This window comes from Novosphingobium sp. BL-S-24, assembly GCF_055521575.1.
Window position 1 is genome coordinate 1,103,078 of record NZ_CM145487.1, and the last position, 11,730, is coordinate 1,114,807.

Annotated in this window: 13 protein-coding genes; 8 read left to right on the forward strand and 5 right to left on the reverse strand. The window is 63.9% G+C overall.

Annotation, left to right across the window (positions count from 1 at the left end; translation table 11 throughout):
- Positions 1-17: 17 nt before the first annotated feature.
- The 3 genes from ACZ1JM_RS04920 to ACZ1JM_RS04930 are packed head-to-tail and all read right to left on the reverse strand — an operon-like array spanning position 18 to position 1,890.
- Entirely contained in the window at positions 18-743 is a 726-nt protein-coding gene (locus ACZ1JM_RS04920; protein WP_465132005.1) for a M48 family metallopeptidase, read from the reverse strand.
- 5 nt (positions 744-748) lie between these two features.
- Positions 749-1,276, reverse strand: coding sequence for a YcgN family cysteine cluster protein (locus ACZ1JM_RS04925; RefSeq protein ID WP_465132006.1), 528 nt, complete (start codon positions 1,274-1,276; stop codon positions 749-751).
- Complete coding sequence (locus tag ACZ1JM_RS04930) at positions 1,264-1,890, reverse strand: SCO family protein (protein ID WP_465132007.1); 627 nt, start codon at positions 1,888-1,890, stop codon at positions 1,264-1,266. The genes ACZ1JM_RS04925 and ACZ1JM_RS04930 overlap by 13 nt, the downstream gene beginning before the upstream one ends.
- A 102-nt stretch (positions 1,891-1,992) precedes the next feature.
- On the opposite strand from ACZ1JM_RS04930, the gene ACZ1JM_RS04935 reads away from it, so the two are divergent.
- The 8 genes from ACZ1JM_RS04935 (at position 1,993) to ACZ1JM_RS04970 (ending at position 7,746) form a co-directional block, all read left to right on the forward strand.
- On the forward strand, positions 1,993-2,625 hold the full coding sequence (locus tag ACZ1JM_RS04935; RefSeq protein ID WP_465132587.1) for an ankyrin repeat domain-containing protein: 633 nt from the start codon (positions 1,993-1,995) through the stop codon (positions 2,623-2,625).
- Positions 2,626-2,635: 10 nt separating this feature from the next.
- Positions 2,636-3,289 (forward strand): COQ9 family protein, encoded by a 654-nt coding sequence (locus tag ACZ1JM_RS04940; RefSeq protein ID WP_465132008.1) that lies wholly within the window; start codon positions 2,636-2,638, stop codon positions 3,287-3,289.
- Positions 3,290-3,409: 120 nt separating this feature from the next.
- Positions 3,410-3,664 (forward strand): FeoA family protein, encoded by a 255-nt coding sequence (locus ACZ1JM_RS04945; RefSeq protein WP_465132009.1) that lies wholly within the window; start codon positions 3,410-3,412, stop codon positions 3,662-3,664.
- A complete protein-coding gene (feoB, locus tag ACZ1JM_RS04950; RefSeq protein WP_465132010.1) occupies positions 3,661-5,505 on the forward strand; it encodes a ferrous iron transporter B in 1,845 nt (614 codons plus the stop codon). Before ACZ1JM_RS04945 ends, feoB begins: the two co-directional genes overlap by 4 nt.
- A 117-nt stretch (positions 5,506-5,622) precedes the next feature.
- A complete protein-coding gene (gene ssb, locus ACZ1JM_RS04955; protein WP_465132011.1) occupies positions 5,623-6,186 on the forward strand; it encodes a single-stranded DNA-binding protein in 564 nt (187 codons plus the stop codon).
- Between the two features lie 75 nt (positions 6,187-6,261).
- Positions 6,262-6,885: a YbhB/YbcL family Raf kinase inhibitor-like protein gene (locus ACZ1JM_RS04960; RefSeq protein WP_465132012.1), complete on the forward strand. Its 624-nt coding sequence runs from the start codon at positions 6,262-6,264 to the stop codon at positions 6,883-6,885.
- Positions 6,886-6,961: 76 nt separating this feature from the next.
- Complete coding sequence (locus ACZ1JM_RS04965; protein WP_465132013.1) at positions 6,962-7,318, forward strand: DUF2322 family protein; 357 nt, start codon at positions 6,962-6,964, stop codon at positions 7,316-7,318.
- Positions 7,319-7,389: 71 nt separating this feature from the next.
- A complete protein-coding gene (locus ACZ1JM_RS04970; protein ID WP_465132014.1) occupies positions 7,390-7,746 on the forward strand; it encodes a hypothetical protein in 357 nt (118 codons plus the stop codon).
- Between the two features lie 12 nt (positions 7,747-7,758).
- Here ACZ1JM_RS04970 and ACZ1JM_RS04975 read toward each other — a convergent pair whose 3' ends face one another.
- Positions 7,759-9,645 carry a hydantoinase B/oxoprolinase family protein gene (locus ACZ1JM_RS04975; RefSeq protein WP_465132015.1) on the reverse strand — a complete coding sequence of 629 codons (1,887 nt, stop codon included), beginning with the start codon at positions 9,643-9,645 and terminating at the stop codon, positions 7,759-7,761.
- Positions 9,646-9,662: 17 nt separating this feature from the next.
- Positions 9,663-11,711 carry a hydantoinase/oxoprolinase family protein gene (locus tag ACZ1JM_RS04980; RefSeq protein ID WP_465132016.1) on the reverse strand — a complete coding sequence of 683 codons (2,049 nt, stop codon included), beginning with the start codon at positions 11,709-11,711 and terminating at the stop codon, positions 9,663-9,665.
- Positions 11,712-11,730 lie beyond the last annotated feature (19 nt).

An 11,730-nucleotide genomic window follows, 5' to 3' on the forward strand; every position in this document is an offset into this window, starting at 1 on the left:
CTTAACGGCACCTAGCGCTACCCAAAGGGTACATAGAGCGTCCGGCCATTGGCTTTCAGCCAGCGATTGGCCTCGTGGATCGATCCTTCGAAGATTGTCTTGAGGCAATGATGGAACGCCGGTGAATGATCGAAGTGAAGAAGGTGTGCGACCTCATGTGCGACCACTGACCGGCGGACCATGTCCGGCGCCATCACCAAGCGCCAGTTGATGCGTATCGACCCGTCGTGCGCGCATGAACCCCATCGCCGTTGCGCGCTGGACAGGCCAAGCGTCGGGCAAGGCTGCTCCGCCCGCTCACAATATTCGCTGAGGTCGGCGGTGAGCAGTTCTCGCGCTTCACCCTGCAACCAGCGCAGCAGGCGGGGGCTGAGCGAATCGATGGGTCCTCCGAGACGCAGCGCACCGGCTTCCACGCCAGGACGGCGCGGGGCCAGCGGATCGTGCAGGATTTCGAGCGGCTCGCCGCGAAAATGCAGGGTAGCGCCGTCTCCGATGGGCGCGCCTGCCGGCAGCGCATTGACCTGACGGGCAAGCCAGTCGCGGCGGCTTTGTGCAAAGGCCAGCGCTTCTGCGGTGCGTGTCCAGCGCGGGATCGAAATCCGCACTTCGCTGCCGTCTGGCGCTAGACGCATCGTCATCCGCCTTGCCCGCTCGAGCCGCCTGATCACGACGGGCAGGTGTCGGCCGGCGATCTCAACCACTGGCTCTTCCTTGGGATCACGCCGCAACCAGTCGAGCACGGCGGTCAGCCTTTCCGTTCCGGCGGAAGTACGTCCCAGGGCTTGCCCGATCCATCCTCGTCGTCTTCGAAATCGTCATCATCGCCGTATGGCCACACAATGTGGTTTTCGAGTGGCCCGGCCACGGTTTCGGAAATCACTTTCCCGGCGATGGAGATCCCGGCGCGATGAACCGCATCGCGATCGCCGCACACCAGGTAGTGCCATTCGGGCAGAGGGTCGCCGTCAGCCCGCAACCGATAGGCGCAGCTGGGTGGCAGCCATGACAGGCGACCGGCCGTCTCTGGCGTGAGCTTCATGCAGTCAGGCACAAACTTGCGGCGATTGGCGTAGTCGGAACACTGCGCAGTCTTGAGATTGAGCAGCTTGCAGGCGACGTTGGTGTGGTAGATTTCGCCGGTGTCCTCGTCCTCAACCTTGTGAAGGCAGCACTGGCCGCATCCGTCACATAGCGCTTCCCACTCTTCCCGGTTCAGCTGGTCGAGCGGGCGCTCCCAAAACGGTTTGGGTCTGGTCGGGGTCACTTCACCCACTTGGCGAGTTCGGCGGCAACGGCATCAGGCCCCTTGTCTATCGGGAGCATGGAAATCGGTTTTCCGTCCGGGTCCATCAGATACGCGATGCGGCTATGATCCATCAGATAGCCGCCGGGGGTGTCCTCACCCTTCTTGTAGTAGGACGCGAACGCCTTGGATGCCTGTTCAACCTGCTGGGGTGTGCCGGTCAGGCCAAGCAGGCGCGGACCGAAAGCGGCAGTCCATTCGCCGACGATCTGCGGCGTATCGCGGGCCGGGTCGATCGAAATGAAGATCGGCTGCACTTTGGCGGCAGCGGCGGCATCGTCACTTTCGAACTTGGCAAATCCCTTCATCAGCGATTGCACATCCAGCGGGCAGGCATCCGGGCAGAATGTATACCCGAAATAGACGATCCGCCAGCGACCCTTGAACTGATCCCAGGTTACGGTCTTGCCCGCCTTGTCCACCAGCGTGAACGGGCCGCCGATGGCCGCGCCTTCCAACGGCGGCGCTTCCTTCGCCGATTGCTGGCAGGCGGCCAACGGCAGCATCAGTGCCAGGCCAAGAAGGAGTGAAGCCAGAAGGTGAGCGGGACGGCGAAGCAGGTAGGTCATAGCGCGCCGGTTCATGACCTGCTAAGCGCTGGCATGCAAGGCGCGGATGGCGGGGCCGCGCAAAAGACCTGTGCTTTGAAAGGATTGGTAGTGTCGAAAATCTCGGTCGGTGGCACAATGGCGCATCGGGCAACGGGCATCGTAAATGCGATCTGGAAACTGACGATCCCCGCTTTTGCCGTCAGTTTGTTGCTTGCAAGCCCCGCTTATGCCGATTTCTCGGACGGCTACAAGTTTCTTGAAGCGGTCAAGAAAAAGGAAGGCGAGAAGGTTGAGCAGGCGCTCATGAAGTCCTCCCAGATCGTCAACTCGAAAGATGTGACGACTGGTGAAACCGCGCTGCACATCGTCACCGCTCGCCGGGACATCACCTGGTTGACCTTCCTCGCTGCGAAGGGCGCCAACGTAAACGCGGCGGATGATCGCGGGCGCACCGCGCTGGAATTAGCCGTGAATCTCGGCTGGCGCGAAGGAGCGGCGCAGTTGCTTGCCGTGGGAGCGACACCGGACACCCCGAATGATGCGGGCGAAACACCGCTCATCTTCGCTGTTCACCGCAAGGACGCGCAGATGATGAAGGCGCTGCTGGAAGCCGGGGCCAACCCCGATCGCGCCGACAATTCCGGCAGGACGGCTCGCGATTACGCCAAGATCGAGGGCGGGGGACAGAACCTGCTGGCCGTCATCGAAGCCAACACAAAGAAGGGCGCCATCAAGTCTGCCAAGCCGGTCTATGGCCCCACGTTCTGAGGACATTCGCATGACGGACGAAGCCGCTTCCCTTGATGAACTGCGCGTACGGCTGGCGCCCGCCATTGCCGACGCCGCAGTATTCGATGGCTGGTCCACAGAGGCGGTTCGCCAGGCAGCCTTGGTGACGGGCGTCGATCCATCGCTCGCCGACTATGCCTTTCGCGATGGCGCAATGGCGATGATCGCCGCGTGGATCGCCCATGTCGATCAGGAGATGGGCGAGGCTGTTGGCGGGGTACTGTCCAACCTGCCGATCCGGGAGCGCATCCGTCGTCTCGTTTGGGCACGGCTGGAAGCGGTAGCCGGTCGCGAAGAGGCGCTCAATCGCGCGCTGTCGATCATGGCGATGCCGCAGAACCTGGCGGCCACCACGCGGCTGGGTTGGCACAGTGCCGATGCCATGTGGCGCATGGCGGGGGATACCGCGACCGATTACAATCACTACACGAAGCGCGCGATCCTTGGCGCGATCTATGCGGCGACCTTGCAGGTCTTTGCTCGGGACCAGAGTGAAGGCAAGGCAGACACTCGCGCGTTTCTAGACCGAAGGATCGAGGGAATCATGCGCTTTGAGAAAGCCAAGGCTCAGCTTCTCCGCACACCGGACGAGCGTTTCAGCCTGTCGCGACTGATGGGGCGTATCCGTTATCCAGCGCGCTGATCGGTTGAGTTGGGCGAACCAACCGCCACATTGTAACGAATCCTTTCGTGCGCGCCGATAACGGCCTGTAGTTATTGCGAGCCAGTTGCATCTGGGTCTGTTATCTGGCAGCGGATTCGCATGACTTTAGACCTGCTTCCTATTGGCCAGGGCGCACGTATCGTTGCCGTGGACTGGTCCGCTCTTGTCGATGAAGAGGCGCAGCGTTTGCGCGCGCTCGGACTTGAAGAGGGCGCCAGGGTGAGCGTAGCCCATCGCGGCATCCTGATGTGGCGCGATCCTATTGCCGTCACCGTTGGCCGGATGACGGTCGCGGTCCGGCGGGTTCACGCCGCCGCCATGCAGGTCGAAGCGCTTGAGGGACTTTCCGCATGAGCCGTCAACGCAAAGTTGCTTTGGTCGGCAATCCCAACGCGGGCAAGAGCGCGCTGTTCAACGCGCTCACCGGCGCGCGCCAGAAGATCGCCAACTATCCCGGGGTGACGGTTGAGAGAAAGTCGGGACGCTTCGTGCTTCCCACTGGTGAACCGGTAGAGATGACCGATCTGCCCGGCGCGTACGGCCTGCACGCAACCAGCCCGGATGAGGAAGTGACGTCCAAGGTCATCCGAGGGGATTTCACCGGAGAAGCCATTCCTGACGTCCTCGTGCTGGTGCTCGACGCATCGAACCTGGAACAGCACCTCGTCTTTGCGCAGGAAGTGCTGGCTTTGGGCAAGCCGACGGTCGTCGCGCTTAATATGGTTGACCTGGCCGAACGCGACGGACTGGTGCTCGATCCTGCGGTGCTGGCCGAGGAACTGGGCGTCCCGGTCATCCCGACGGTGGCGGTCCGCCGCCGCGGCCTTTCGGAACTGGGCGAAGCGATCGCTTCTGCCGGAGAGCGCTTCGCAGGCCCGGGGCTGACCGACATTGGACCGACCGAGCGACGCGTGGCGGCGCATGCGATGGCCAACGCGGCGATACTGTCGGAATCCAAGCAACGGCGGATGCACGCCAGTCTGGACCAGATGCTGCTGCATCCGTGGCTGGGCTTTGCGATCATGCTGGCGATCCTGTTCGTCGTGTTCCAGGCGGTGTTCGCATGGGCCGCGCCGTTCCAGGATGGCATCGAGGCAGGCATCGGCGCGCTTCATGATGGCGTGCAGGCTACCTTGCCGGCAAGCCTGCTGCGGGATCTGTTGACCGAGGGTGTAATCGCGGGCGTCGGCTCCGTGCTGGTGTTCCTGCCGCAGATCGTAATCCTCTTTGCCTTCATTCTTGCGCTGGAGGCGTCGGGATACATGGCCCGGGCCGCGTTCCTGATGGATCGCCTGATGGCGTTGGTCGGACTGTCCGGGCGCAGCTTCATTCCACTGCTCTCCAGTTTTGCGTGTGCGATCCCCGGCATCATGGCCACCCGGTCGATCACCGACCCCAAGGACCGGCTGACCACGATCCTGATCGCGCCGATGATGACGTGCTCCGCACGGCTGCCGGTCTATACGGTGATCATCGGCGCCTTCATCCCCAACCGTGCGATCGGGCTGGGAATCGGCCTTCAGGGCGTTGTCCTCTTTGCCCTCTTCCTCGCGGGGATCATCGGGGCGATCGTGGTGGCGCTGATCCTGCGCATGTCGGTGACAAAGGGCGCGGCGTCCGGCTTCATCATGGAGCTGCCGAAATATCAGATGCCCCGGCTGAAGGACATGGCCATCGGCCTGTGGCAACGCGCGTGGATCTTCCTGCGTCGGGCCGGCACGATCATCTTCATGGTGACGGTCGTCCTGTGGATCCTGCTCAACTTTCCGAAGGCGGCCCCCGGTGAAAGCCAGGTCGATGCTTCGATCGCCGGTAAGATCGCCAATGGACTGGCGGTCGTGGTCGAGCCGATCGGCTTCAATCGCGACATGGCGTTGGCCCTTATCCCGGCCATGGCCGCGCGCGAGGTGGCGGTATCCTCACTGGCGACGACGTATGCCGTGGACGCAGGAGACAACGAGGATCAAGAGGCGCGCGAGCTGGGTGATCAGCTGAAAGCCAGCTGGACTTTGCCGATGGCGCTGGCGTTCCTCGCCTGGTTCGTCTTTGCTCCGCAATGCATGTCCACGATCGCCGTGACCCGCAGGGAAACGAACGGATGGAAATGGCCGACGTTCATGCTCGTCTACCTTTTCGGCCTGGCGTACATAGCGGCGGGAGCCACTTATTGGGCAGCGGTGAGCGCGGGGTTGTAGCGGTGGATGGCCGGGCTTTGCATCGCGGTTGTTAAAAAGACGGGGCCAAGGCTGGCCTCCATCGCACTGCCTGCGCTACCGTTGCCGTCTATTTGAGATACGAAAGCGATTCCCACAATGGCAGGCAGCGTCAATAAGGTGATCATCGTCGGCAACCTGGGTGCCGATCCAGAGGTCAAGTCGTTCCAGAACGGTGGGCGCATCGCCAATCTGCGCATCGCGACCTCCGAAAGCTGGAAAGATCGCGCCACCGGCGAGAAAAAGGAGCGGACCGAGTGGCACTCCGTCGTGCTCCAGTCCGACGGTCTGGTCGGGGTCGCCGAGCGGTTCCTGCGCAAGGGTTCGAAAGTCTACATCGAAGGTCAGCTGCGCACGCGCAAGTGGCAGGACCAGAACGGCAATGACCGGTACACCACCGAGGTATCCGTGGGTGGTATCGGCGGCGTATTGACCATGCTCGACGGCGCGCAGGGCGGAGGCGGCGGTGGCGGCCAGCGCGGCGGCGGTTTCAATGAGGGTGGCTCATCCGGCGGCGGGCGTTCCGGTGGGGACGACTGGGGCCGTTCCGGTGGGTCTTCCGGCGGAGCATCGTCTGGCGGCGGCGATTGGGGTCGTTCGGGCGGTTCGTCGGGTTCATCCGGCGGCTTCGGCGACGATCTGGACGACGACATTCCGTTCTGATCGCACGCAGATAGACGGGGCGGGAGCCGGACGGGCGGTCTGAGAGTTGTTGGTCATTATCAGCAGGATGACCATATGCTTGAACATGTGCCGGCCTGGCTTGGCGGCCTTCTTAAAAACGTACGCGCCGGTCATGCGAAGTTGGCGATCGGCCGCGAAGATATCGGTCAGGATCTGATACCGTTGTCCAGTCCGGCATTCGCCGACGGTCAGCGTCTGCCGGTCAGGTTCACGGCGGATGGGGAAGGCGTTTCCCCGCCCCTGGTCTGGGGTGCCTTGCCGCCCGGAACCGCAAGCTTGGCCTTGCTGGTTGAAGACCCTGATGCGCCCGCACCCAATCCGCTGGTTCATGCTCTCGTCTGGAACCTGCCGCCCGATGCCGCTGGCCTTCCCGAAGGAGCCATCGCGGCCGATGGCCGTGGCGGAGAGGACGGCCGCGACGTGGGCCGCAACAGCTATTTCGCCGAGGGTTGGCTGCCGCCTGATCCGCCGACCGGTCATGGCGCCCACGACTATGTCTTCCAGCTATTCGCCCTGTCTGAAACGCCCGAACTCAGTGCCAATCCGGGTCGAACGGAATTTTTGAAAGCGATCGAAGGCAGGGTCCTGTCGGCTGGACTCTTAGTGGGAACGTACTCGAGGGGAGAACAAGCTCCGTCCGGTCCCGCATTCGAAGGGCTCCGGCCTGCTGGCGCGTAATTCCATGGATAATGCCCTATGGAGGATCTCGGTCGAGTGTGTATGAGCCGCACTTCAACTGGATGGAACATGCACTGTGCTAGCAAACGTTGACGCAAACGCGACCTTCAAAGACAACCTTGCGAAATTGCCGTCCGTGGATGGTGTCGCCCGCATCGAACTGATGGATGACAACGGCCAGCTTTTGGCCAGCATCGAAAACCAACCGGGCAAGCAAGGCTCGTTGGCCGTTTACCAGTATCTGGGCCAGCATTTCGACAGTCTGGACGCCTCGGCGGCCCGGCATGGCCTGGATGTCTTCGCTGAACACACGGCAGACGCTCGTCAGCGCCCCGGGGCACATCCGAACATCGATCGTCTGCTTCAGATCGCCGATGGCAGCCCACCGTTGACCATGCACGTTATTTCCGTCGCCTCAGCCGAGGCAAAGTAACGTATTCCGCCCCGTCGCGGAGTAGCCTGCCAAGTGAGCCACGGCGCACCTCGCCTTGATCTTTGTGTGATATGACTAAGGACAAACAGACAGCCGGCTCTGCCGCATATCCCATTACGCCCGATGGGCGATACTTCGTCGTGCGTGGCCGGCTATGGCGGATGTCAGATCCGGCGCTTCCAGCCAAGCGGCGGGAAGGGCTTGTGGCCGACTTGATGCGCGCCCGAAGTGCTTTGGGCCATGCTCGAAAGGCGCGAGACGACGACGCGAGACTGGCCGCCCGTGATCAGATCGACAAAGCCAAGCGCGATCTTGGCGAGCGTGGACCGGTCTGGTGGAACGATGGCGCGCCAGACCTGAACCGCCATATGGCCCATACCGGCCCCTACGCAGACTGGTATGCCAGTCTGACGCAGGGTGCGGATTAGCGGTTGTCGTGTTTACTCGGCGGCTATGGCGAGTGGTGTGGTCCATTGGGGTGCTTTGGGTGCGGGGAGGCCTGTTTCTTCGAGGCAGTTCTGGCGCAGGGTTTCGATGTCGGGTCCGAAGTTGAAGACGGTGGTGTCGCCGCGTTCGCTGCGCAGTTTGGTGCGCAGGGTTTGGGTGGCGGCATCGACCTGGCCGTTGACGAGGACGACGCCGTAGTCGCGGGCGCCCTGCTCGGTGACCAGGCCCTGCTTCAGTTCCTTGACGAGGAGGGCGGGATCGCGCTCGAGCGGGTCGCCCCAGCCACCACCGCCCCAGGTGATGAACTGCAGTTCGTCGCCGGCTTCGACGGGATAGTCCTCCAGCTTGTTGCCGACGACGATTTGGGTTCCGTCCGCCTTGGTGAGGATCTTGCGGGCGCGCTTGCCGGGAAGGCCGCCGTTGACGCCCCAGGGCGGCACGAACCAGCGGTCGTCGTGGATGGCGATGACGCCGGGTTCCAGGAAGCGGTAGACCATGTTGATGCCGTTGCCGCCGCGGTGCAGGCCCGCGCCGCCGGAATCGGCCACCGTTTCATAGCGCACGATCTCGAGCGGGAAGTAGCGTTCGAGGAACTCGTTGGGCACGTTGGTGAAGCCGGGGAACAGCGAGTGGCCGTCCGGCCCGTCGCCCAGCGGCCGGCCGGGGATGCCGCCAAAGCCGATCTGGAACAGCTGGAACCATTTGCCCGCCTTGTCGTGGCCGGCATAGAACAGGTGCGGGCTGGACGAGAAGCCGGCGGCGTTGAGGAACTCGGGCGTCTTCTGGCCGAGCAGGCCGCCCAGGATATCGAACAGGCGGCCCAGCACGTGGGTGCGGCCCGACAGCGCGGCGGGGAACTTCGGCTTGAGCAGCGAGCCTTCCGGGATGCGCACGTCGATCAGGTCGTAGTAGCCATCGTTGAACAGGATCTGCGGATCGAAGATCATGATCATGTAGATGCCGAAGAACATGCGCATCATGTTCTCGTTGAGGAACATGTTGATCGATGCCTTGGACTGCGGATCGGTGCCGTCGAAGTCGAGTACGACGCGGGTGCCGTTGGGGCCGTTCTCGCGCCACATGGTGCACTTGATGCGGTAGGGGCCATAGCCCATGCCGTCATCGCAGATGTAGTCCTCGAAGCTCACCTTCTCCTCGCCGATCGAGGTTTCGATGAGGTGCTTCATGGCGCGGTGGTTGCGCTCCAGCAGCATGTCGGTGGCCGAGACGAACACGTCGTCGCCAAAGCGGGTGGCCATTTCCACCACGCGGTGCGCGGCGACGCGGCACGAGGCGATGAGCGCGTTGAGGTCGGCCTTGCACCAGTCAGGGGTGCGCGACTGGTGCATGACCAGCTTGATCAGGTCCTCGTTGTATTCGCCCTTCTTCCAGATCTTGACGGGCGGGATGCGCACGCCTTCCTGGAAGATCTCGGTGGCGTGGATCGGCATCGATCCCGGCACCATGCCGCCGATGTCGCTCTGGTGGCCGAACATCGAGGTATAGGCGATCAGGCGGCCGCTCTTGAACACCGGCAGCAGCACCAGCCAGTCGTTGCAGTGGCTGATCGCGCCGCCGACCGAGTAGGGGTCGGACAGGAAGATCAGGTCGCCGTCTTCCACGGTGCCGTCGAAGCCGTCGAGGAACGGGCCGATGTACGAGCCGAACTGGCCGACGATCATCTTGCCGTTATGGTCGGCGATGAGCGGGAAGGCGTCGCCCTGTTCGCGGATGCCGGGCGACATCGCGGTGCGCACCAGCGTGGCGTCCATCTCGATGCGCGCGTTGCGCAGCGCGTTCTCGATGATGTCGAGCGTCACCGGATCGACGGCGACGGTCTGGAAGGGGGTTTGGTTGGCCTGGATGATACGTGCAGACATTGGTTCGTTCCTCTCGCTCAGGCCAGGTTGATCAGGATGTTGCCGACATGGTCGACGGTGCCCAAGCAGTCGCCTTCGATGAGGGTGGTGGAGTCCATCTCGGTGACGATCGCCGGGCCCTTGATGACATCGCCGGCGCGCAGCAACGCGCGGTCGTAGATGGCAGCGGGCGCCATCGCGCCGTCGAACCACAGCTCGTGGTCGCGCACCTTGGCGCGCGAGGGATCGCCATCGCCCTGCTCCAGCGGGGCGCTGGGCAGTTCGAGGGCAGGCCCCATGGCGACGGCGCGCAGGTTCACCAGTTCGTGGGCGCTGTCCATGTTGAAGGTGAACAGGCGCAGGTGCTCGGCATCGAAGCGGGCGGTGACGCCGGCCAGGCCATCGGCCTTGAGCGTTGCCGGATCGATCGCGAGCGGCACTTCGAAGGCCTGGCCTTCATAGCGCACATCGAGTTCGAACTGGCTGGTGATGTCGGCATCGGCAATGCCTTCGGCGGCGAGTTCGGCGCGGGTCTGCGCGGCCATCTCGTCGAGGAGGGCGAGCACGTCCGCCTCGCTGGTCTCGGCCACGCGCTGCGAGAACGAGCGGGCCGTCTCGGTGCGCATGCGGGTGGTGGCATCGCCCAGCGCGCACAGCACGCCCGGCGAGACGGGGGAGACGGCAGGCCAGGAGCCCATCAGCCTGGCGACCGCGTTGACGTGGAGCGGCCCGGCGCCGCCAAAGCCCATCACCGCGAAGTCGCGCGGATCGTAGCCCTGCTGGACCGAGATCATGCGCAGCGCGCCGAACATGTTCTCGTTGACGATGTCGATGATGCCGCGGGCCGCTTCCATGAGGCCGATGCCCAGCGCATCGGCGATCGTCTGGACCGATTTCTTGGCGCCTTCGCGATCGAGCTTGAAGGTTCCGCCCAGCAGGTTCTCGGGCAGGTAGCCGAGCACCACGTTGGCATCGGTCACGGTGGGCAGGGTGCCGCCCTTGCCGTAGGCGACAGGGCCGGGCACCGCGCCGGCCGACTGCGGGCCCACACGAAGAGCTTTGGTCAGTTCGGGAACATAGGCGATCGAGCCGCCGCCCGCGCCCACGGTCTTGACGTCGAGCGCCGAGGCGCGGACCGAGAGGTGGCCGACTTCGGTGGTGCGCTGGCGGCGCGCTTCCAGATCCTCGATCAGCGCGACGTCGGTGGAGGTGCCGCCCACGTCCAGCGTCAGGATGTTACGGATGCCCGCGTTGCGGCCGACCCAGATGGCGCCGGTGACGCCGCCAGCGGGACCCGACATCAGCAGCGAGACGGGATGCTCTTCCGACTTCTCGGACGACATCAGGCCGCCGTCCGAGCGCAGCAGCGAGAGCGATCCGGCCATGCCCGCACCGCGCAGCGAGGCGCGCAGGTTGCGCACGTACTTGCCCACGACCGGGCGCACCGCGGCATTGGCGACGGTGGTCAGGGTGCGTTCGTATTCCTGCATCTCGGGCAGGACGAGGTGGCTGAGCGAGATCGGCACGTCGGGCATGATCTCGGCGGCGAGCTCGGCGATGCGCGCTTCGTGCGCGCCGTTGAGATAGGCGTTGATCAGGCTGACGGTCAGCGCCTCGACGCCCGATGCCTTGAGCGCTTCCAGCGCGGCGCGCACCTCGGCCTCGTCGATCGGGGCGATCTCGTTGCCGCGCGCGTCCATGCGGCCCTTGACCTCGAAGGTGTCTTCCAGCGCCGCCAGCGGCTCGGGCTTGGGCCACACGATCCAGCCCGCGAGGCCACCGGGCACGAACGAACGCGCGATCTGCATCACCTGGCGATAGCCGTCGGTCGTGATCAACCCGACCCGCGCGCCCTTGCCTTCCAGCACCGCGTTGGTCGCAACCGTCGTCCCGTGCAGAAAGAACTCGACATCCGAAGGGCTCACACCCGCCTTGTCGCAGATCGCCGTCACCCCGTTCAGAATCCCCTCCGAACTGTCATGCGGCGTCGACGGCGTCTTGTTCCGCCAAAACTCTCCCGTCACCTGATTGAACAACAACAAATCCGTGAACGTCCCTCCAACGTCCACTCCCAAGCGATAGGTCATGATCATTCTTCCTGTAATC

Bases quoted from the DNA above. Each gene is read 5' to 3' on its own strand.
- ACZ1JM_RS04970 (WP_465132014.1), top strand. From the start codon at position 7,390: ATGACTAAGGACAAACAGACAGCCGGCTCTGCCGCATATCCCATTACG.
- ACZ1JM_RS04940 (WP_465132008.1), top strand. From the start codon at position 2,636: ATGACGGACGAAGCCGCTTCCCTTGATGAACTGCGCGTACGGCTGGCG.
- ACZ1JM_RS04930 (WP_465132007.1), bottom strand. From the start codon at position 1,890: ATGAACCGGCGCGCTATGACCTACCTGCTTCGCCGTCCCGCTCACCTT.
- feoB (WP_465132010.1), top strand. From the start codon at position 3,661: ATGAGCCGTCAACGCAAAGTTGCTTTGGTCGGCAATCCCAACGCGGGC.
- ACZ1JM_RS04980 (WP_465132016.1), bottom strand. From the start codon at position 11,711: ATGACCTATCGCTTGGGAGTGGACGTTGGAGGGACGTTCACGGATTTG.
- ACZ1JM_RS04975 (WP_465132015.1), bottom strand. From the start codon at position 9,645: ATGTCTGCACGTATCATCCAGGCCAACCAAACCCCCTTCCAGACCGTC.
- ACZ1JM_RS04935 (WP_465132587.1), top strand. From the start codon at position 1,993: ATGGCGCATCGGGCAACGGGCATCGTAAATGCGATCTGGAAACTGACG.
- ACZ1JM_RS04945 (WP_465132009.1), top strand. From the start codon at position 3,410: ATGACTTTAGACCTGCTTCCTATTGGCCAGGGCGCACGTATCGTTGCC.
- ssb (WP_465132011.1), top strand. From the start codon at position 5,623: ATGGCAGGCAGCGTCAATAAGGTGATCATCGTCGGCAACCTGGGTGCC.
- ACZ1JM_RS04960 (WP_465132012.1), top strand. From the start codon at position 6,262: ATGCTTGAACATGTGCCGGCCTGGCTTGGCGGCCTTCTTAAAAACGTA.